This is a genomic window from Micromonospora sp. DT15 (genome assembly GCF_049841475.1).
Lineage (GTDB): Bacteria > Actinomycetota > Actinomycetes > Mycobacteriales > Micromonosporaceae > Micromonospora.
Window position 1 is genome coordinate 140926 of the sequence record NZ_JBNCKJ010000005.1, and the last position, 20210, is coordinate 161135.

Genomic DNA, 20210 nt, shown 5'->3' on the forward strand with positions numbered 1-20210 from the left:
TCAGCGGGGATCGTTTCCCGTGGTCCCCGCCGTCGGCGGCCCTGCTCGGCGCGCCGTACCCCCGTAGAAGCCCGCAACGGGCCTCGGGGTTGCCGCCGACGCTGTGGATCGACTGTCGTATGGGGGACTGAGTGGCGAGGCGGGGTCGGACGCGGGGCCAGCGCCCCCTTGGTGGGCGACCGTCAGCCGTAGGTCAACGTCATCTGAACCAGGTTGTCGGCTCTGTTGACGTCCGGCAGGACGTCACGTTCGCTGTCCATCGGCTGGACGTCCACGTCCGCCTTGTTCGTGCTCAGCGTTATCCCTTCGAGCACCCGGAAGTCCAGGTCCAACCGCATCTCCGCCCCGGCGGCCAGCTGACCCAGGCGGCAGGTGATCGGTTCGACGCTGTCGTGGACGCCCGCGCACGTGCCCCACCCGTCGACGTCCGCGCGCACCACAGCGGGCACGCCCAACCGCAGCACCACGTGGGCGACCGGGCCGGTGCCCCGGTTACGGATCCGCACCGTGGCCGTACCCGTCCGGGAGCCGTCGTCGGCAGTTCTCAGCACGAGGTCACCGGTGGTGACGGAGACGTCCGCCAGGTTCGGGTTCGGACCGAAGCTGGTCGGCCCGGAGACCTGGCTGAAGGCGTCACCCTTCCAGCGGTAGCCCCGCCACTGCCGTTGTGACCACCTGGCGTTCCAGCCACCCCCGGGAGCGATGTCACCGACCTGAACGCGAACCGTGCCGTCGCCCACGACGTCCAGCGCGAACAGCCACTCCGGCTTGTCGATGGTGGTCGCGACCACCCGGCCGACAGTCGTCGCCTTTCCTTCCTCGTCGCGGTCGAAGGCGACCACCTGCATCGGCCCGCGGGTGCCGAGCACGCACTGCACGAGAGCGACGGTCTCCACCGCGCCGTCTCCGTCGATGTCGCCGTGGTCGAGCGCCAAAAGCCAGTTCGCGCCCTCCCGGGCGTCGCCGGTGAGCCGCGTCTGCGACGTCGGGCAGCCTCGTCCGGCCCGCCACGCCGGCAGGGTCACCGGCACGCCCAGCAGCTGGGCCCGGCTGAACCGGCCGTCCGGCACCCCGATGGTCGGGCCGGCACTGGTCCCGGCAGGGCTGGGGGTCGGACTCGTCGGCGTTGGCGTCGGTGACGCCGAGATGCTCGGCGTCGGGTCGACCGGACCGGGCCGATGGTCCGGGCCGCTCAACGCCGCGTATCCGACCGCCGACCCGCCGAACAGGGCAAGCGCCGTCGTGGCGGTGGCAGCCAGCCGGCGTCGGCCGCGGCCTCGTACGGTCCGTCGAACGGCGGCGGGCCCTGGCGCCTCGACCTCCGCCAGCGCGGTACGGCGGTAACGGGCGAACTCTTCGGCGAGGTCAAGAATCTCCTGCTCAGACATCCCGCACCTCCTCATTCGTGTCGCGTAGGTGAGTGGCGAGCGCGGTTCGGCCCCGGTGCAGCCAGGACTTCACGGTCCCTTCGGCGACCTGTTCCTGGGCGGCGATCTCCGCGACCGTCAGGTCGGCGAGGTAGTGCAGTACGACGGCCCGTCGCTGTTTCGGCGGCAACTTCGCCAACGCGGTGTCGACGGCGACCCGGTCGGGGCTCGGCTCCGCGACGTGTGTCTCCCGCTGCCGCAGCACCCACTGCTGGGCGGTCCGCAGCCGCCGCCAGCGGTTGTGTCCGAGATTCCACGCGACCCGACGGACCCAGGCCAGGGGGTCCTGGTATCCGGCGAGCCGGTCCCAGCGGGCGTACGCCCGACAGAACGCCTCCTGAACCAGGTCCTGTGCCTGCCCCCGGTCACCGGTGTACGCCGTCAGCTGCACCACCAGGCTGCGGTAGTGGGCGTGGTAGAAGTCGTCGAAGACCAGCTCTGCCGGCGCGGAGGTCGCGGCTCCCGGTGGGTCCGGTGGGCGCCCACCCACCGGCACATCTCGTGTCACAAGCACTTGTCCTCCCCGTGGCGACTGCCGGCATCGTGTTCGCCAGCACCGGTCACACAAGCGAGCGCACCGGTAGGTTGCGCGTCAATCGCTGCCGATCCTTGTCGGCTCCGGGACAGTTGGTGAGCCGCTCGGGCCGATCACCGCCGGACCGCACGGACGCCGGCTGTGATTCACTGTCGGTGAGGAGAGGGGGCGGTCGTGCAGCTGCCGGCAGTGCTCGGCGAGCCGATCCGGTTCGTGCTGAACTGGGGGCGCCGCTACTCGCTCTGGGTGTTCAACTTCGGTCTGGCCTGCTGTGCCATCGAGTTCATCGCCACCAGCATGGGTCGGCACGACTTCATCCGACTCGGCGTGATCCCGTTCGCCCACGGCCCCCGCCAGGCCGACCTGATGGTGGTCTCCGGCACGGTGACCGACAAGATGGCCCCGGCGATCAAGCGCCTGTACGACCAGATGCCCGAGCCGAAGTACGTCATCTCGTTCGGCGCCTGCTCCAACTGCGGCGGCCCCTACTGGGATTCGTACTCGGTGACCAAGGGCGTCGACCAGCTCATCCCGGTCGACGTGTACGTGCCCGGCTGCCCGCCCCGGCCGGAGGCGTTGCTGCACGGCATCCTGCGCCTACAGGAGAAGATCGCCGCCGAGCAGTCCGGCATCGGAGGTGTGCCGCAACGGGACGTGCTGGCCGCGCCGCTGGACGCCCCGCCCCGCGAGGCCGCCGCCCCCCGCTCGGTCGACTCGCTCACCGCCCCGCCGGTACGCCCACCAGCCGCGACCTGACAGCATCCGTCGCCACCCACGACGGGTCGTTCGCCACTTCGTTGTGGACCCGCCGCACTAGCCTGCGCACTATGAGCAGCTCAGGGGACCAGCGCTCCGCCCACATCGTCGACGTGCTCACCGAGGAGTTCGGCGCGTCGATGGCTATCGACCCGGCCGCCTTCCGCCGCAAGTTCCGCAAGATGGCGGCGTCGCCGTTCGCCTTCTACCGGGGCAGCGCCGCGCTGTTCTACGCCGACCAGCTCGGCGACTTCGCCGACGACCGGTTCCTGAACGAGCAGACCAGCCGGGTGTGGATCCACGGTGACCTGCACGCGGAGAACTTCGGCACCTACATGAACGCCTCCGGGCAGCTCGTGTTCAACGTCAACGACTTCGACGAGGCGTACGTCGGGCCGTTCACCTGGGACCTGCGACGGCTCGCGGCCAGCGTGGCGCTGCTCGGCTACGGCAAGGCGCTCTCCGACACGGCGATCGGGGAGCTGGTTGCCGGGTTCGCCCGGTCGTACCTGACCGAGCTGCGGGCCATCGCCGCCGGCGGTGACGACGCGATCGGTTCGATCACCCTGGACAACGCCGACGGGGTGCTACGCCGGGTGCTTCAACAGGCCCGGCTCAACACCCGCGTGGACCTGCTCGCCACGCAGACCACCATCGACAACTACGAGCGACGTTTCTCCATCGGCGACGGCGTCTTCGAGATCGACGACGCCACCCGGGACCTGGTCAGCGCCGCCTTCCAGGAATACCTGGGCACCCTGCCAAACGCCTCGACGCAGCTGCGCCCGGTGGCGGCGCGGATCAAGGACGTGGTGCTGCGCAAGGGGGTGGGCATCGGCTCGGCCGGACTGCCGTCGTACAACCTGCTGCTGGAGGGGCACACCCAGGCGCTGGAGAACGACGTCGTCATCTACATGAAGCAGGCGCAGGTGCCGGCCGTGGCGCGGTACGTCACGGACGAGTCGGTCCGTGGCTACTTCCAGCACCAGGGGCACCGGACCGCCGAGTCGCAGCGGGCGTTGCAGGCGCACGCCGACCCGTGGCTGGGCTTCACCGAGCTGAACGGGGCCGGTCAGCTGGTCGCCGAGGTCTCCCCGTACGCCGCCGACCTGGACTGGTCGGACGTGAACGAGCCGGAGGAACTGACCGGCGTTCTCGTCGACCTCGGTCGGGCGGTGGCCCGGATGCACTCGGTCGCCGACGACGAATCCAGTCACGACCTGGTGGACTACTCCACCGAGGAGGCGATCGTCGCGGCGGTGGACGCCGACGAGTCGGGATTCGTCGCCCACCTGGTGGACTTCGCGCACGCGTACGGGGTGCGCGCCCGCCAGGACCACCAGCTCTTCGTCGACCTGTTCCGCAACGGTCGACTGCCGGGCATCTGATCGGGCGCCGCGTCGCTCAGGACGCGAACTCCAGCACCACCTTGATGTCGTCCGGCCCGGGGGTGTACGCGTCGGCGTACCGGTTCACCGGCACCCGCCGCGTGATCAGCGACTCGAGCCAGACCTGGTCGGCGCGGGCGAGCGCCTGCGCGGCCATGGTCCAGTGTCGTCGGTTGGCGTTCACCGAGCCGAACACCACGTTGTTCTCCAGCACCAGCGCCCGGTTCAGCGCCCCGGCGTCGAAGTCGATGCTCCGGCCACCACTGGACACCCCGGCCAGGCAGACGATCCCGGTGGGGGCGGCCTTGCACATGACGTCGAGGACCACCGTGGGAGCGCCGGTGCACTCGATCACCACGTCCGGCTCGAAGGGCAGGTCGTTGACCGGCACCGTGTGGTAGGTGGCACCCAGCCCGGCGACCAGCTCCGGCTTCGGCCCCTCGGTGTTGCGGTCCAGTACGTGGACGGTGAGCCCACGCTGGGTGCCGAGCAACGCGGCCAGCAGACCGATCGGCCCGGCCCCGGTCACCAGGACTGTCTGCGGCTGCCACTCGGCCCGGTGCCCGATCCGCTCGATGTGGTCCCAGGCCTTCGCCACCACACTTGTCGGCTCCAGCAGCACCCCCACCTGCGCCAGCGTCGGGTCGAGCGCGACAGCGAACCGCGGTTCCACCCGCCAGCGGTCCCGCGCGAACCCGGCCAGTGCCTTGATGCCATGTTCGGTGTACTGACCGTTACGGCACATGTCCCACTCGCCGACCGCGCAGTTCGGGCAGGGCACCGGGTCGGGGTACCTGACGATTCCGGCCACCAGGTCACCGGGTTGCAGGGTGCCGCTGGAGTCCTCGATCACCCGGCCCAGTGACTCGTGCCCGATGACCAGGCGGTCGGCACCCGGCGGCGCCTCGCCGTACTCCCCGGCGATGATCTCGTGGTCGGTACCGCAGATCCCCACCGCCAGCGCCTCGACCAGGACAGAGCCCTCCTCGGCAGCCGGCTCCGGCTGATCGTCGACGAGGCTCAGCGAGTTGGCGACCCCAGGTCTTACCGTCACAGCGCGCACGTCCTCATCTTTCCCCGCCCAGGCGCACGCCGCGCCCAAAGCTGGCAGATCGCCGGGCATCGGCGGCGGCCAGGTGCGGCCTCGGCCGGCACTAGGATCAGCGGCATGACTCCCGAAGAGGTCGGCGCTCGACTGGTCGCGCTGCTCGCGCCGGCTGAGGCGACGCCGTCGGTCTCCGGCGGGCAACGTTTCGCCCGGGCCACCATCGACGTGCCACCCACGAGTTGGCTCACAGCGGTTTCGGCCGCCCGTGACGACGCCGAGCTGGCCTGTGACTTCTTCGACTGGCTCTCCGCCGTTGACGAGTTGACCGAGGGCTTCGACGTGGTGGCGCATCTTTGGTCAACGCGACTGCGGCACGGCGTGCTGCTGCGTACCCGGTTGCCGAGAAGCGCGCCCACTGTCGCCTCGGTGGTCGACGTCTACCCCGGAGCCGCCTGGCACGAGCGGGAGACGCACGAGATGTTCGGCATCGACTTCGCCGGGCATGAAGAGCTGCTGCCGCTGCTGCTGCCGCCAGAGTTCGAGGGTCACCCGTTGCGCAAGGAGTTCGTGCTGGCTTCCCGGGTGGCAAAGCCCTGGCCGGGTGCGAAGGAGCCGGGCGAGTCCGAGGCCGGCGGCGGGCGTCGACCGATCCGCCCGCCGGGCGTACCCGCTCCGGGCGAGTGGGGGCCCACGCCCACCCCGGCCGGCGCCGGTGGAGTGGGGGAGGGCCCGCGTGGCGGCACCCCCGCCAGACCGGCCCGTGAGCGTCCGGCGCGGCCCGCCCCGGGGGCCCGTCCGGCGCGTACTCCCCGACCGGTCGGCACCACCGACGGCCCGATCCCTGCCGACCAGCCCGCGCCCGACGCAGGCCCGGCCGCACCTGACCAACCTGGCACCGGCCCGACTGCCGCGCCCGTGTCCGGCGTTGGCCCGGCCAACCAGCCCGCGCCCGACGCGGCCGCACCTGACCAACCTGGCGACGGCCCGGCTGCCGAGCCCGTGTCCGGCGGGCCGGCCACCGAGCACGTGCCCGGCGTCGACGAGATCGGCCACGTCGCGTCCGGCGCGGCCGCATCGGACAAGCCCGGCGAGGGCTCGGCCGCGTCGGGTGGCGAGCCGGTCGCGGACCCGCCGGGCCGCGATGGCCGGAGCGACCACGACGGGGGTACGGCCTGATGCCGCTCTGGGTGGAGTTGGTGCTCCGGATCGGCGGCGTGGTGGTCGCTTTCCTCACCCTGCCATTGCTTGTCGGCCAGGCCGAGCACAAGGTGATGGCGCACATGCAGGGTCGGCTCGGCCCGATGTACGCGGGCGGCTTCCACGGCTGGGCGCAGCTCGTGGCCGACGGGGTCAAGTTCGTGCAGAAGGAGGACATCACCCCGCGCGAGGCGGACCGGGCGGTGTTCCGGTTGGCGCCGGCGGTGGCCCTGGTGCCCTACCTGCTGGTGTTGCTCGTCATTCCGCTCGGTCCGAACGACCTGGTCGGGCAACCGTTGGACATCGGCCTCTTCTTCGTGCTGGCCGTGGTCGGCGTCGGGGTGGTGGCGGTGCTGATGTCGGCGTGGGCGTCGGCCAACAAGTACAGCCTGCTGGGCGGGTTGCGCGGGGCGGCCCAGCTGCTCGGTTACGAGCTGCCGCTGGTGCTGGCCGCCGCGTCGGTGGCGATGGCAGCCGGCACGCTCAGCCTGTCGGGCATCGTCGAGGCGTGGCAGCCGTGGTGGCTGCTCTGGCAGGCACCCGCGATGATCATCTTTTTCGTCGCCGGGCTGGCCGAGATCCGTCGACCACCGTTCGACATGCCGGTGGCCGACTCGGAGCTGGTCTTCGGCTACATGACCGAGTACACCGGTCTGCGGTTCGCGTTCTTCCTGCTCGCCGAGTACGTCGGCATCGTGGTGATCGCCGCGCTGACCACTGTGCTGTTCCTGGGTGGTTGGCAGGGCCCGTTCGCCGACGACCAGTTGGGCTGGCTCTGGACGCTGCTCAAGATCTTCGCGGTCTCCTTCGTGATCATCTGGCTCCGGGTTTCCTACCCACGCCTACGCGAGGACCAACTCCAACGCCTCTGCTGGCTGGTCCTGGTCCCGGCCGCGCTGGCGCAACTGGTCCTGACCGCAGCCGTCCGCATAGCGCTGTAACCCCGCCCGGCCCTGCCCTGCCGTGCGGCCCTGCCCTGCCGTGCGGCCCCGCTCAGCTGCCCCGCCCCGCTCGCTCCGCCGCCCCTGCTGCGTCGATCATGGAGTTGTGGTGGGTGACAAACCGCCAGTACAGGAGTAATTCAGGCACCACAACTCCATGATCGACGGGGTCGAGAGGTTCCGACCCGCGATCTTGCACTTACTGTGCCGACAGAAGGGGGCAAACTGCTCGAACCGGCAACCGAAACTGCAAGATCGACGGCGCAGGCGGGGCGGGCGCGGCGGGCAAGGCGGGCGCGCGGGGATGTGGGGTAGAGCTCGGGCGCGGGCGGGCGCGGGGCGCGGGCGAGGGTTGCTGTTTAGGGCAGCGGGGTGTGGGCGGGGTTAACGGGCTCGACCGGGGGTGGGGGTGGGGTGCCGTCGCCGAAGGGGCGGCCGCCCAGCGCTTCCCGACCGTGTGGGGTGAGCCAGTTGGACAGGTCCGGGCCGAGCGGCACGATCCCTGTCGGGTTGATGTCGCGGTGAACCTCGTAGTAGTGCCGCTTGATGTGGTCGAAGTCGATGGTGTCGCCGAAACCGGGAGTCTGGAACAGGTCCCGGGCGTACGCCCACAGCACCGGCATCTCGCTGAGCTTCTGCCGATTGCACTTGAAGTGGCCGTGGTAGACCGGGTCGAAGCGGACCAGCGTGGTGAACAGCCGCACGTCGGCCTCGGTGATGGTGTCGCCGACCAGGTAGCGCTGGTCGGTCAACCGCTCGGTGAGCCAGTCCAGCCGGTCGAAGAGCTGGTGGTACGCCTTGTCGTACGCCTCCTGGTTGCCAGCGAACCCGCACCGGTAGACGCCGTTGTTGACGTCCCGGAACACCACGGCGTTGACCTCGTCGATCTGCTCCCGCAGGTGCTCGGGGTAGAGCTGCGGTGCGCCCTCGCGGTGGTACGCCCTCCACTGCGTGGACAGGTCCAGGCTCATCTGCGCGTAGTCGTTGGTCACCACCTGGCCGGTTGGCACGTCGACGATCGCCGGCACTGTGATGCCGCGTTCGTAGCCGGGGAAGCGCTTGAAGTACGCCTCCTGGATGCGCTCGATGCCGAGTACCGGGTCCCGGCCGCCGGGGTCGAGGTCGAAGGTCCAGCTCCGGGCGTCGTGGGTCGGGCCGGCCACCGCCATCGAGAGGGCGTCCTCCAGGCCGAGCAACCGCCGCACGATGATCAGTCGGTTGGCCCACGGGCAGGCCCGGCTGACCGCCAGCCGGTACCGGCCGGGCTCGACCGGGTATCCGTCGCGCCCGTCCTCGGTGATCCGGGTGGCGATGTACCGCTGGTCGCGGGTGAACTCGCCGCCCGGCTCGACATACTTGCCGCCTTTTTCCTCGCCCACGTCGCCCTCCCGGTCTGGTCTGTTGTCTCTACCCAATCCTCGCGGATCTACGGCGCACAGTGGTCCGGATACCCTGCCGGCATGACGGATGTGGAGGCGGCGGCCCGGCGGTTCATCGCCGATGTGTGGAATGCCCGCCAGGAGGAGTCGGCGTACGAGTTGGTCGCCGAGGAGTGCCCGGGGCTGGGCGGCACCGGGCCGGAGGCGACGTTGGCCTGGCACCGCGAGCGTCGGGCGGCCTTCCCGGACCTCCGCTACAAGATTGTCGACGTGGTCGCGGCCGGCGAGCGGGTGGCGGTGCACTGGCGGGCCGCGGGCACCCACGCCGGGCAGTTCGGGCCGGTGCCGCCGACCGGGCAGGTGGTCAGCTACTCGGGGGCGACGTTCCTGCGCTTCGACACCGCGGGCCGGATCGTCGAGGTGTGGAGCTGCAACGAGTTGTTCCAGTTGTTGCAACAACTCGGTGTCGAGATGCTCCCGCCGGCCGTCGTCGGCGGACCCGGGGCGTGATCCGGCTGTTCCGCAGGTGACCGCGCTCCTCGGGTGAGCCCTGAGGTCGTCGACCTGTGGGTGGTGGTCGCGCGCGCAGTGGCCACAGGGCAGGATGGTCGACATGAGCGACCCCAGCGAGCGCGGCGACACCAGCGAGCGCGGCGACACCAGCGAGCGCGGCCTCCCCGGCGCGGGCCTGGTGAAGGGGCTGGCGGTCACCCTCAAGACGATGACCAGCCGGTCGACCACTCAGCAGTACCCCGATGTGGCCCCTGAGCTGCCGCCCCGTTCGCGTGGCGTGATCGCGTTGTCGGAGGAGAACTGCACGGTCTGCATGCTCTGCGCCCGGGAGTGTCCGGACTGGTGCATCTACATCGACTCGCACAAGGAGGAGGTGGTGGTGCCCGGCGCCGCCCGCCCCCGCCAGCGCAACGTGCTCGACAAGTTCGACATCGACTTCTCGCTCTGCATGTACTGCGGCATCTGCATCGAGGTCTGCCCGTTCGACGCGCTCTACTGGTCACCGGAGTTCGAGTACGCCGAGTACGACATCAAGGACCTGCTGCACGACAAGGACCACCTCGGTCAGTGGATGGCCACCGTTCCGCCGCCGCCCGCGCACGACCCGAACGGCGAGCCGGCCAAGGAGGAGACCTCCGCCGCGCGCAAGGCGGCCGCCGCACGTCCCGCTCCGCCGGCGGTACGCTCCGACGCCGACCAGGACCCGGCGTCGTGAGCGCCCGGGCCGGAAGGGCGCTCCGGTGACCGGCGCGGACGTGCTGCTGCTCGCCCTCGGCGCGGTGGCGGTCGGCGCGGGCGTGCTGGTGGTGACCACGAAACACCTGGTCCGGGCCGGGCTCTACCTGGTGGTGTGCCTGGGTGCGTTGGCCGGTGACTTCCTGGTGCTCAGCGCCGAGTTGGTGGCCTGGGTGCAGGTGCTGATCTACGTGGGCGCGGTGGTGGTCCTGCTGCTGTTCGCGGTGATGCTGACCCGAGCCCCGATCGGCGCTTCCGACGACCTGGACCGGCCGGGCTGGCCGGCCGCGCTGATCGGTGGCGGCGCCGGGCTGGGGCTGACCGCGCTGCTGGTCGACGCGTACCGGTGGAGCACAGTCACGTTGCCTGACGCCGGCACCGCCGAGCGGCTGGGCGAGCAGATCTTCCAGTCCTGGGTGCTGCCGTTCGAGGTGCTGTCGGTGCTGCTGCTCTCCGCGCTGGTGGGCGCGATCGTGCTGTCCCGGCCGGACATCGGCCGTGCCGCCCCGCAACGCGACGCAGGCGACCTGGTCGACAGCGAGCCCGGGGGGCGCCGGTGAGGCCGGTCATCCCGTACGTCACCGCCGCGCTGCTGTTCGGCCTCGGCGTGTACGGCGTACTGCGCCGCCGCAACGCGGTGCTGGTGCTGATGTCGGTCGAGTTGATGCTCAACGCTGTCAACCTGATCCTGGTCACCGCGGACACCACGGCCCGCGCCGTGCTCCCGCACTCGGGGCAGGTCTTCGCGCTGTTCGTCATCGTCCTCGCCGCCGCCGAGATCGGGGTGGGGCTGGCGATCGTCCTTCAGCTCTACCGGCTGCGGGCGACCGTCGCGGTGGATGACGTGCCGTTGACCGAGTCGCCGGATCCCTCCGCCGGGCGTGAGCCGGTCGTCGCAGACTCGGAGGCTGGCCGGTGACCGGGCTGCTCGGGGCGCTGCTGCCCGCCGTACCGCTGGTCGCCGGGCTGCTCGGTCTGCTGCTGCCACCGGCCCCTCGACGCGACAGCGCGACCGGCGGCGACCGGGCCCGCTCGGGCGCCGTGACGCTCGGCGTCACCGGTGCGGCCGGCGCGCTGGCGTTGGCCGTCGCCCTGCTGTTCACCGTCGACGGGCCGACGGAGACGTCCGCCACCTGGGTCGACTTCGGCGGGCTGGCGGTGACCCTCGGCGTACGGCTGGACGGCGCCGCCGCGCTGGTCGCGGTGGCGGTCGCCGCTGTCGCCCTGGCCGTGCAGGTCTACTCGATCGGCTACCTGCGGCGCGGTCCCCACGACGACGTCGACGTGGACCACCGCTACCCGCCCTACGCCGCCCAGATCAGCCTCTTCACCGGTGCCATGCTGCTGGTCGTGGTCGCCGGCGACCTGATCATGCTGTTGGTCGGCTGGGAGGTGATGGGCCTCTGCTCGTACCTGCTCATCGCTCACGACCGCCGACTGGCCGGCGCCCCCGCCGCCGCCATGAAGGCGTTCCTGGTGACCCGGGTCGGTGACGTCGGGTTCCTGCTCGGCATCGCGCTGCTGGGTGTGTCGACGGGCAGCTTCCGGATCGCCGACGTGCTCGCCCACGACCATTCCGGCGCGACGTTGACCGCTGCCGGCCTGCTGCTGCTCGCCGGTGTGGCCGGCAAGAGCGCGCAGTTCCCGCTGCACACCTGGTTGCCGGACGCGATGGCCGGCCCGACCCCGATCTCCGCGCTGATCCACGCCGCGACGATGGTCGCCGCCGGTGTGTACGCGGTGGCCCGGCTCTACCCGCTGTTCACGGCCGCGCCGGTGACGCTGACGGTGCTGGGGGTGCTCGGCGCGATCACGCTGCTGCTCGGCGCGCTCGCGGCCACCGCCCAGGACGACATCAAACGCGTGCTGGCCTGGTCGACGGTGTCCCAACTGGGTTACATGACCGGCGCGCTGGCGGTCGGTTCACCGTCGGCCGCACTGTTCCACCTGCTCACCCACGCCGCCTTCAAGGCGCTGCTGTTCCTCGCCGCCGGTGCCGTGATCCACGCCGTCGGCACCACGCTGATGTCGGAGATGGGCGGGCTGCGGCGCAGCATGCCGGTGACGTTCTGGTGCACTGTGGTGGGCCTGGGCGCGTTGGCCGGGGTGCCGCCGTTGGCCGGTTTCTGGAGCAAGGACGGCGTACTGTCGGTCGCCGAGTCGGCCGCGCTGGAGGGCACCGGGCCGGCCCCGTCCTGGGTGGGCTGGATCGTCTGGATCGCCGGGCTGATCGGCGTGGCGGTCACCGCCTGGTACGCGGGTCGGCTGCTGTTGCGCGCCTTCTTCGGCGCCCCGCGCCTGCCCCTGGTTCAGCCGCACGACCCGCCGGCCGTCCTCCGCTGGCCGGTGCTGCTGCTGGCCGTGCCGGCCGCGCTGCTCGGTCTGGTCGGGTTCGTCGGGGCCTTCGCCGACCGCCTGCGGTTCCCCACCGTCCCGGTGGCGGGCTCCGAGGACGGCCTGGTCCACCTGGGGCCGGGGGTGCTGCTGCCGCTCGCGTTCCTGCTGTTCGGCGCCGCGCTGGTGACGCTGGGCTGGCGGCGCGACCCGGCCGCCGACCCGGCCGCCGCGCTGGGTCCGCTGCGGCCGGTCTTCGCCAGCGCGTTCCGGCTCGACGACGTCCAGCGCACCCTCGTGGTACGTCCCGTCCGCGCGCTGGCCCGAGCCGCGCGCACGAGTGACGAGGTGGTGGTGGACGGCGCGGTCGAGGGCAGTGGGCGAGCCGCTTCCGGTCTGGGCGCGGGGCTGGCCGCGCTGCACCGCGCGGCGCTGCCCCGGGCCGCCGCCGGCGTACTGGCCGGTGCTCTGCTGATCGGCCTGGCTGCCGCCCTGGTTGGAGTTAACCGATGATGCTGGGGCAGGGGTTGCTGGTCGCGGTGCTGGCGGTGCCGGCGCTGGGTGCGGTCGCGGTGGCGGCGACGCCCCGGGACCGGGCGGCCCGGCTGGTCGGCACTGTCGCGGCGGCGTTGACCCTGCTGGCAGCGGTGCCGCTGGTGTTCGACCGTCGGGGCTGGGTCGTCTGGTCGGGCAACGAGCCGGCGGTGCGCCCGTGGCACCAACTGGACCTGCCCTGGGTGCCCGGTCTGGAGTTGCGCTTCCACCTCGGCGTCGACGGCATCTCCTGGCCGCTGGTGGTGTTGACCGCGCTGCTCACGTTGCTCTGCTGCGCGTACACGATGTGGCGGGTTCCGGACGGCGGCAGCGGCCGGGCGCTCGTCGCGCTGCTGCTGGTGGTCGAGGTGGGCATCCTGGGCACCTTCCTCGCCCTGGACCTTGTGTTGTTCTTCCTCTTCTTCGAGGTCGTCCTGCTGCCGATGTACGCGATCATCGCCGGCTGGGGTGGCGCGGACCGGCGTCGGGCGGCCCGGAAGTTCGCCCTTTACACGCTGTTCGGCTCGGTGTTGCTGCTGGTCGGCGTGTACGTCGTGGTCGCCGCTGCCGGCACCGCCGACCTGGTGACGCTGACCGGTGGCGCGGGGATGTCCCGGGGCACCCAGTTGGCCGCGTTCACACTGCTCGCGTTGGCGTTCGCGGTGAAGAGCCCGCTGTGGCCGTTGCACTCCTGGCTGCCGGACGCGCACACCCAGGCACCCACAGTGGGCAGTGTCGTGTTGGCCGGTGTGCTGCTCAAGATGGGCACGTACGGCCTGATCAGGGTCGCGGTGGGGGTGGCACCGGAGGGAGCCCGTTGGGCAGCGCCGGTGCTCGGCGTGCTCGCCGTCGCCGCGATCCTGATCGGTTCGCTGGTCTGCCTGGCCCAGTCGGACGTGAAGCGGCTCATCGCGTACTCCAGCGTGGGGCACATGGGCTTCGTGCTGTTGGGCGTCGCCACGCTGACCGCCACCGGCATCCAGGCGGCGTTGATCGGCAACGTCGCGCACGGGGTGATCACCGGCCTGCTGTTCTTCCTGGCCGGGGCGGTGAAGGACCGTACCGGCACGGGCACCCTCACCGAGCTGTCCGGGCTGCGGGAGACCTCGCCCCGGTTGGCGGGTCTGCTCGCGTTCGCGGCGATCGCGTCGCTGGGCCTGCCCGGCCTGGCCGGTTTCTGGGGCGAGGCGTTCGCGGTGATCGCCGCCGTGCAGGTGGGCGGTCCGCTCTGGACCACCCTCGGGGTGCTGGCGGCGGTCGGTGGGGCGCTCACCGCCGCGTACTTCCTGCGGTTGCTGCGGCAGGTCACCCACAATCGGCCGAGCCCCGCCGTCGGTCGGGTCGGCCCCGGCCTGGCCGGTGCGGAGTTGACCGCCTGGGTGCCGCTGGTGCTGCTCGCGGTGGCCATCGGGCTGGCACCGACGCTGGTCCTCGGCGTCGCCGAGGCTCCCGTCGACGCCCTGATCGGGGTGGTCTCCCGGTGAGCGTGAGGAGTGCAGCGGAGCGGAGCCCCGCAGTCGTGAACGAAGGCGAGCCCCGATGAACGTCGTGCAGAGCGTGGACAGCGTCGCGCTGCTGCCGGCCTACCTGGCCGCCGGCACGGCCGTGCTCGTGCTCATCACCGATCTGCTCGTGGCCCGGCCACGGGCCACCCTCGCCGTGGCCGCGCTCGGTGCGCTCGGCACCGCCGTCGGCTCCGCGCTGGTCGGGGCGGGTGCCGAGCGGCGGACGTTCTGCGTGGGCGCCGACTGCTCCTGGATCTTCGGCGGTCGGGCTGCCCTGGTCGCCGTGGTGGTCGCGCTGCTCACGGTGGGTGTGCTCGGGCTGTCGGTGCCCGCGCTACGGACCGGGCGGTCACCGGTCGGGGAGTACGCCTTCCTGTTGGCCTGCTCGATGACCGGCGGCGTGGTGCTCGGTGCGGCCGGCGACCTGATCACGCTGATCGTCGCGCTGGAGACGCTGACCCTGCCGCTGTACGTGCTGGTCGGCCTGCGCCGGGGCAGCCTCGCGAGCGCCGAGGCGGCGCTGACCTTCTTCGTGGTCAGCGTGGTGGCGACCACGCTGACCCTGCTCGGCGCGGCGCTGCTGTACGCGGTGACCGGTGGGCTGCACCTGGACCGGCTCGGCGCGTTGATCGCCGAGCAGCCAGAGTTGCGGGACCTGCCGTTGACCACCGCCGCGGTGGCGGTGCTGCTGGTCGGCCTGGCCTTCAAGGTGGCGGCGGTGCCGTTCCACGCCTGGGCGCCGGCCACCTACGACGGCGCGCCGCTGCCGGTGGCCGCGTACCTGTCCACAGCGTCGAAGCTGGGCGGCCTGGTCGCCCTGCTCGCCGTGGTGCAACGGGCGCTGCCGGCGGACCAGACCGGTCCGGTGCTCGCTCTGCTCGCCGTGCTCACCATGACCGTCGGCAACCTGGTCGCCCTGCGTCAGCGGCGGACCGTCCGGCTGCTCGCCTGGTCGTCCGTCGCGCAGGCCGGGTACATCCTCGCCCCGTTGGGGGCGTTGGCGCTGGCCGCCGGACGCACGGACGAGGCGCGGTCCGCCGCGTACGCGGCCGCCATCGCGTACGCCGTCTTCTTCGTGGTGTTGGAACTGGCCGCGTTCGCCGGAGTGACCGCGCTGCGGCCGGCGGGTGCGGACGGCGGCACGCTGGACGACCTGCGCGGGGCAGCCCGGCGGCACCCGTGGCGGGCTGCGGCGTTCGGTCTCGCGCTGGTGGGTCTGGCCGGTCTGCCGCCGGGGCTGGCTGGCCTGTTCGCGAAGGTGACAGTGGTCCGGGCGCTGCTGGACGGTGGCGCTGCCTGGCTGGCGCTGGTGGTGGCGTTGAACGCCGTGATCGGGCTCGCCTACTACCTGCGGGTGACCGCAGCGCTCTGGGCACCGAGGCCCCTCGCCGCCCCGAACGTCGGCGGTGCCGCGGCCGTACCCGTGGTGGGTGTGGTGGGGGTGGTGCTGGCGGTGACGACGGTGGCCGCCGTGGTGCTGGGTGTCGCCCCGCAGCTGGTGCTCGACCTGGCCGGCCGTTGACCTGACCTGCGACTTCGGTCTCAGTGAACTCTCAGCGTTGTAACGGATGGTTGACGGGTACCGGGTTGTTGAACCGGTCAGCGGATCCCGGCGATCCGTGCACCGAAGGAGACATCGTGCACCACAACCGTCTGAAGACCGCAGCGCTGCTCGGCCTGCTCAGCGCCCTGATCCTGGCGGTGGGCTACTGGTTCGGCGGCAGCGGCGGCCTGGTCATCGCCGTCGTCGTGTCTCTGGTCATGAACGGCGTCACCTACTTCTACTCCGACAAACTCGCACTGCGCTCGATGGGGGCGCAACCGGTCACCGAGGCGCAGTTCCCCGAGCTGTACCGGATGGTCAGGGAGTTGGCCACCGACGCCCGGCAGCCGATGCCGCGGCTCTACGTCAGCCCCACCGCGCAGCCCAACGCGTTCGCCACCGGTCGCAACCCGCAGCACGCGGCCGTCTGCGTGACCCAGGGCATCACCGAGATCCTCGACTACCGTGAGCTGCGCGGCGTGATCGGGCACGAGCTGTCCCACGTCTACAACCGGGACATCCTGATCTCCAGCGTGGCGGCCGGTCTGGCCAGCATCATCACCCTGCTGGCGAACCTCGCCTTCTTCATCCCGCTGGGCGGCGGGGACGACGAGGATCGACCCAACCCGGCTGTGCTGCTGCTCACCCTGATCCTGGGCCCGATCGCGGCCACTGTGATCCAGTTGGCGATCAGCCGGAGCCGCGAGTTCCAGGCGGACGCCTCGGGCGCCGAACTGAGCCGCGACCCGCTGGCCCTGGCCAGCGCGCTCCGCAAGATCGACGCGGTGGCCCGACGTCGGCCGTTGCCGGCCCAGGGGCAGCTCACCAGCACCGCCCACCTCATGATCGCCAACCCGTTCCGGGGTGGCGGCATGGCGGCGCTCTTCTCCACCCACCCCAAGATGGAGGACCGCGTCGCCCGGCTGGAGCAGATGGCCCGCAACTCGGGGCCGGTCCAGTTCCAGCGCTGACCCGCTGAAAACACTGCCTCCGCCCGTACCTGGCCACGCCGGGTACGGGCGGAGTGCTGTATTTCCGTTGTCTACCGGCCGAGCGATGGCGTTAGGGTCATAACGGCTTACGCTCATTACATCCTCGGGAGGTTCACGGTGACCGCGCTGCGTCAGTACCTGGGTGTCTGGCGGATCCCCGGCGCGCCCATGCTGCTGATCTTCGGCATCATCGGGCGGCTCGGAATCGGCATGACCCCGCTGGCGCTGCTCCTGGTCGTCGAGCAGGTGACCGGGCGCTACTCGCTGGCCGCCATCGCCGGCGGCATCTACGCCCTCGCCGGCGCCGCGCTCAGCCCGATCGCCGGGCGGATCGCCGACCGGGTCGGCCCCAGCCCCGTCCTGCTGCTCACCGCCGTGGCCCACCCGCTGGCACTCATCGGGCTGCTGCTGGCCAGCCGCTCCGGCGACGACGCGCTCCCCGTCATCTACCTCGCCGCAGGCATTGCCGGCGCCACCTACCCGCCGCTCAGCGCCGCCATCCGAGGCGCCTGGAACGACCTGACCGGCCCCAACTCCGGCCGATACCACCTCCGCAACACCGCGCTGGCCGCCGAGACCACACTGTTCGAAATTGTCTTCGTCCTCGGCCCACTGCTCGTCGCCGGCTTCGTCCTCGTCGCCGACGCGGCGGCCGCGCTGATCGGTGCGGCAGTGGTCACCCTGGTCGGCACGACCACCGTGGCCCTCGGGCAGGTCATGCGCGGCTGGCGTCCGCACCCGCAGGAACACCACGCGCGCGGCCTCGGCCCGCTACGGGTCGCCGGCTTCCCGGCCCTGCTGATCTGCGTCGCCGGCCTGGGCATCGCCTTCGGGGCCGCCGGTGTGATCGTGCCGGCGTTCGCGAGCGACCACGCCACCGGCGACCCGGAGAGCCTCGCCGGCGTCCTGCTCGCCGTCTGGGGGATCGGCAGCGCCATCGGTGGGCTCTGGTTCGGCGTCCGCAAGCCGGCACCGAACATGACCCGACAGTTCGCCCTGCTGCTCGCCGCGCTGGCCGCCACCTTCGCCGTCTTCGCGGTGATGCCCAACCCGCTCGCGCTGGGTGTCGCGCTGATCGCCGGCGGGGCCACCATCGCGCCCGCGCTGACCCTGGAGAACACCCTGGTCGGCCGGATCGCCCCGACCGGGATGTTGAACGAGGCGTACACCTGGGTGGTCACCGTCGCTGTGGCGTCGAGCGCCGCCGGCGGCTCGGTGGCCGGCGTGATCGTCGACCACGCCGGTGGCGTCCGCTGGGCGTTCCTGTTCGCCGGGGCGGCGGTCGCCGTCGGGGCCGCGGTCGCCGCACTACCCGCCGGGCCCATCGCCCGCGCGGAAACCACCGCGGTACGCGCCGAACACCCCGTCCCCGTCTGACCTACTGTCTTCTGACTGGTCGGTCCGCGTCGTGGTCGGCTCGTGTTGTGGTCGGCTCGGGTCGTGGTCGGCTGGCGTCGTGGTCGGGTTGCCCTTGATCGACTCGGGTTCCTGAAAGTCGCGGTGTCCCAGTCGCCCGGACGCCCCGACTTTCAGGAAGCCGAGTCGATCTCAGCTGGACGCCCTGTGGCCGGGGACCGGATCGCTGCGGATAGCCGTCAGCGGTAGTTGTTGAACTGGAGGGCGACGCCGAAGTCCTCGCCCTTGAGCAGCGAGATGACGGCCTGGAGGTCGTCCCTCTTCTTGCCGGTGACCCGCAGCTGGTCGCCCTGGATCTGCGCCTGCACGCCCTTGGGGCCCTCTTCGCGGATCTTCTTGCTGATGGCCTTGGCCTTGTCCGTCTCGATGCCCTGGATCACCTTGCAGTCGATCTTGAAGATCTTGCCCGACGGGCGCGGCTCCCCAGCATCCAGCGACTTCAGCGAGATGTTCCGCTTGACGAGCTTCTCCTTGAACACGTCCAACGCGGCGCGGACGCGCTCCTCGGTCTCCGCCTGAAGGCCGATCGCCTCCTCGCCAGACCAGGAGATCTCAGCGCCGGTACCGCGGAAGTCGAACCGCGTCGCAAGCTCCTTCTCCGCCTGACGAAGGGCGTTGTCGACCTCCTGACGGTCAACCTTGCTCACGATGTCGAACGACGGGTTCGCTGCCATGATTCTGCTCCTGCTGTCCGGCGGTCTGGGCCTGCCGTCGGCCGCCGACCAGCGGCACGACCCCCTGACCGTACCCGGTTGCGTAGGTGCCGGGGGGAGCCGCTATTCTTGCTTCCGCCGCCGCGTTACGACGCGGTGGGGTGCCCTGGCGGGTTGCCCGAGCGGCCAATGGGAGCGGACTGTAAATCCGTCGCGAAAGCTTCAGAGGTTCGAATCCTCTACCCGCCACCAGGTGCAGACACGGCCCCTGGCCAGCAGAGATGCTGATCGGGGGCCGTTGTCGTTGATCTAGCGGAGTCCGGCTGAGTCCAGCGGTTGACGACTGGTTGTGGGCAGATGGTGGCAGGTCGAAGGATCGTTCTCGAGTGCTGTCCGCAGCGTGCCCCGGCATCCTGTGGGTACACCGCCGCTCCTTCATCTCCGCCGCGATACGTCGCTGGCGCGCAACCAGGGAGCGCTGGCTGACTGCGGGTGACACCTGGGGCATCGCGCCCGTCATGTTCGCCTTGGTCGAGTTGATGTCGTATCAGGTAGCTGCCGAGACGAGCGTCCACCGACGAGGGCCACCGCGAGCGGCCTAAGAAGAGGGCGAAGAAGCCGGACCGGCCAGCGTCAATTTTCGGGGCGTGGGTGACGCCTACGCAACTCCCAGGAGACGCCGCAGGGCCGCTAGCTGTGTTTGGTGGGCCCGAACCATGTTGCGGGCTGCCGATTTCCGGTTCACACAGGCCACCCGATTGTCATGAGACTCGTAGAGAGTGCAGTCTGCCTCTAACGCTTCCCTGAATTGAAGCTGAACCAGGACAGCTTCGCGCTCCCGCTGATCAAGTAGCTGCTCGGCATGGATATTGCGGCTGTCCGGTCCGTGGTGCTGCACGCCTGCGTCCCCTGCCCGGCTGGGACGGTCGGATGGTGGCGTAGCGGAACCCAACGCCAAGGCGACGGCCCCGGCCAAGCCGGCGGCTCCGATGCTGAATAGCCCAGCGATCTTTGCTGCGCTGCGGGATCCGCTGGCACTGATGCCTGCGCTGGCCACGGTGGCGTTAGCAGTGATCATGGCGCTGACCTCGGTTGCGCGCGCGGTGATGAACGCCGCCTGAACCGCAGGGCTCACGGCGCGCTTCTTTCGCCGACTCATTCTGCTCCTCCGGCCCACAAGCCTCCCACATTCAGGTTCTGGTGTGGGTGGACGCTCGGGCGTGTCGAGCATCAGGGCGACGGGGCGGGGAGTCCTTCGCAAGCCCTGCGCTGAGCAGCCTGCGGGCGATGATCCTCCAAGACTGCGGCGCAAGG

Annotated in this window: 18 protein-coding genes, 1 tRNA gene and 1 pseudogene; 15 read left to right on the forward strand and 5 right to left on the reverse strand. The window is 71.1% G+C overall.

Going from position 1 to position 20210, the window contains the following annotated elements; translation table 11 throughout:
• Positions 1-182 precede the first annotated feature (182 nt).
• Together ACLQ3F_RS13090 and ACLQ3F_RS13095 are read right to left on the reverse strand one after the other, a co-directional pair.
• A complete protein-coding gene (locus tag ACLQ3F_RS13090) occupies positions 183-1388 on the reverse strand; it encodes a hypothetical protein (RefSeq protein ID WP_425848902.1) in 1206 nt (401 codons plus the stop codon).
• Entirely contained in the window at positions 1381-1941 is a 561-nt protein-coding gene (locus ACLQ3F_RS13095; RefSeq protein ID WP_357200977.1) for an RNA polymerase sigma factor, read from the reverse strand. The genes ACLQ3F_RS13090 and ACLQ3F_RS13095 overlap by 8 nt, the downstream gene beginning before the upstream one ends.
• A gap of 195 nt (positions 1942-2136) precedes the next feature.
• Between ACLQ3F_RS13095 and ACLQ3F_RS13100 the strand changes: the two genes are divergently transcribed.
• Both ACLQ3F_RS13100 and ACLQ3F_RS13105 read left to right on the forward strand, forming a co-directional pair.
• Complete coding sequence (locus ACLQ3F_RS13100) at positions 2137-2718, forward strand: NADH-quinone oxidoreductase subunit B (RefSeq protein ID WP_355005696.1); 582 nt, start codon at positions 2137-2139, stop codon at positions 2716-2718.
• A 71-nt stretch (positions 2719-2789) separates the two neighbouring features.
• Complete coding sequence (locus ACLQ3F_RS13105; RefSeq protein WP_425848905.1) at positions 2790-4106, forward strand: DUF2252 domain-containing protein; 1317 nt, start codon at positions 2790-2792, stop codon at positions 4104-4106.
• A gap of 16 nt (positions 4107-4122) precedes the next feature.
• Here the strand turns inward: ACLQ3F_RS13105 and ACLQ3F_RS13110 are convergent, their stop codons facing one another.
• A complete protein-coding gene (locus tag ACLQ3F_RS13110; protein ID WP_357257464.1) occupies positions 4123-5169 on the reverse strand; it encodes a glucose 1-dehydrogenase in 1047 nt (348 codons plus the stop codon).
• 105 nt (positions 5170-5274) lie between these two features.
• Here ACLQ3F_RS13110 and ACLQ3F_RS13115 point away from each other — a divergent pair.
• Together ACLQ3F_RS13115 and ACLQ3F_RS13120 are read left to right on the forward strand one after the other, a co-directional pair.
• Positions 5275-5871 (forward strand): annotated as a pseudogene (locus ACLQ3F_RS13115) (NADH-quinone oxidoreductase subunit C); the annotation flags it as partial.
• Positions 5872-6329: 458 nt separating this feature from the next.
• Positions 6330-7292: a complex I subunit 1/NuoH family protein gene (locus ACLQ3F_RS13120; protein ID WP_355005693.1), complete on the forward strand. Its 963-nt coding sequence runs from the start codon at positions 6330-6332 to the stop codon at positions 7290-7292.
• A 359-nt stretch (positions 7293-7651) separates the two neighbouring features.
• Here ACLQ3F_RS13120 and ACLQ3F_RS13125 read toward each other — a convergent pair whose 3' ends face one another.
• The gene (locus tag ACLQ3F_RS13125; RefSeq protein ID WP_425848908.1) at positions 7652-8671 is read right to left on the reverse strand and encodes a glutathione S-transferase family protein; all 1020 of its coding nucleotides are present in this window, start codon (positions 8669-8671) and stop codon (positions 7652-7654) included.
• Between the two features lie 81 nt (positions 8672-8752).
• Here ACLQ3F_RS13125 and ACLQ3F_RS13130 point away from each other — a divergent pair, with 81 nt between their 5' ends.
• From ACLQ3F_RS13130 to ACLQ3F_RS13170, 9 genes are all read left to right on the forward strand, one after another.
• On the forward strand, positions 8753-9181 hold the full coding sequence (locus tag ACLQ3F_RS13130; RefSeq protein ID WP_355005691.1) for an ester cyclase: 429 nt from the start codon (positions 8753-8755) through the stop codon (positions 9179-9181).
• 94 nt (positions 9182-9275) lie between these two features.
• Complete coding sequence (locus tag ACLQ3F_RS13135; RefSeq protein ID WP_425848912.1) at positions 9276-9899, forward strand: NuoI/complex I 23 kDa subunit family protein; 624 nt, start codon at positions 9276-9278, stop codon at positions 9897-9899.
• A gap of 25 nt (positions 9900-9924) precedes the next feature.
• Positions 9925-10479 carry an NADH-quinone oxidoreductase subunit J family protein gene (locus ACLQ3F_RS13140; RefSeq protein WP_357200960.1) on the forward strand — a complete coding sequence of 185 codons (555 nt, stop codon included), beginning with the start codon at positions 9925-9927 and terminating at the stop codon, positions 10477-10479.
• Positions 10476-10838, forward strand: coding sequence for an NADH-quinone oxidoreductase subunit NuoK (gene nuoK, locus ACLQ3F_RS13145; RefSeq protein WP_425848915.1), 363 nt, complete (start codon positions 10476-10478; stop codon positions 10836-10838). The genes ACLQ3F_RS13140 and nuoK overlap by 4 nt, the downstream gene beginning before the upstream one ends.
• The gene (locus ACLQ3F_RS13150) at positions 10835-12766 is read left to right on the forward strand and encodes an NADH-quinone oxidoreductase subunit L (RefSeq protein ID WP_425848918.1); all 1932 of its coding nucleotides are present in this window, start codon (positions 10835-10837) and stop codon (positions 12764-12766) included. Before nuoK ends, ACLQ3F_RS13150 begins: the two co-directional genes overlap by 4 nt.
• Entirely contained in the window at positions 12763-14271 is a 1509-nt protein-coding gene (locus ACLQ3F_RS13155) for a complex I subunit 4 family protein (protein ID WP_425848920.1), read from the forward strand. Before ACLQ3F_RS13150 ends, ACLQ3F_RS13155 begins: the two co-directional genes overlap by 4 nt.
• Positions 14272-14326: 55 nt before the next feature.
• Positions 14327-15814 carry an NADH-quinone oxidoreductase subunit N gene (locus ACLQ3F_RS13160; RefSeq protein WP_425848922.1) on the forward strand — a complete coding sequence of 496 codons (1488 nt, stop codon included), beginning with the start codon at positions 14327-14329 and terminating at the stop codon, positions 15812-15814.
• 116 nt (positions 15815-15930) lie between these two features.
• Positions 15931-16806 carry a zinc metalloprotease HtpX gene (gene htpX, locus ACLQ3F_RS13165; RefSeq protein ID WP_124858758.1) on the forward strand — a complete coding sequence of 292 codons (876 nt, stop codon included), beginning with the start codon at positions 15931-15933 and terminating at the stop codon, positions 16804-16806.
• 138 nt (positions 16807-16944) lie between these two features.
• Entirely contained in the window at positions 16945-18204 is a 1260-nt protein-coding gene (locus ACLQ3F_RS13170) for an MFS transporter (RefSeq protein ID WP_357200946.1), read from the forward strand.
• A gap of 218 nt (positions 18205-18422) precedes the next feature.
• Here ACLQ3F_RS13170 and ACLQ3F_RS13175 read toward each other — a convergent pair whose 3' ends face one another.
• Positions 18423-18917: a YajQ family cyclic di-GMP-binding protein gene (locus ACLQ3F_RS13175; RefSeq protein WP_091402478.1), complete on the reverse strand. Its 495-nt coding sequence runs from the start codon at positions 18915-18917 to the stop codon at positions 18423-18425.
• 147 nt (positions 18918-19064) lie between these two features.
• On the opposite strand from ACLQ3F_RS13175, the gene ACLQ3F_RS13180 reads away from it, so the two are divergent.
• Positions 19065-19148, forward strand: a tRNA-Tyr gene (locus ACLQ3F_RS13180).
• Between the two features lie 737 nt (positions 19149-19885).
• Positions 19886-20017: a hypothetical protein gene (locus ACLQ3F_RS13185; RefSeq protein ID WP_357200942.1), complete on the forward strand. Its 132-nt coding sequence runs from the start codon at positions 19886-19888 to the stop codon at positions 20015-20017.
• Positions 20018-20210 lie beyond the last annotated feature (193 nt).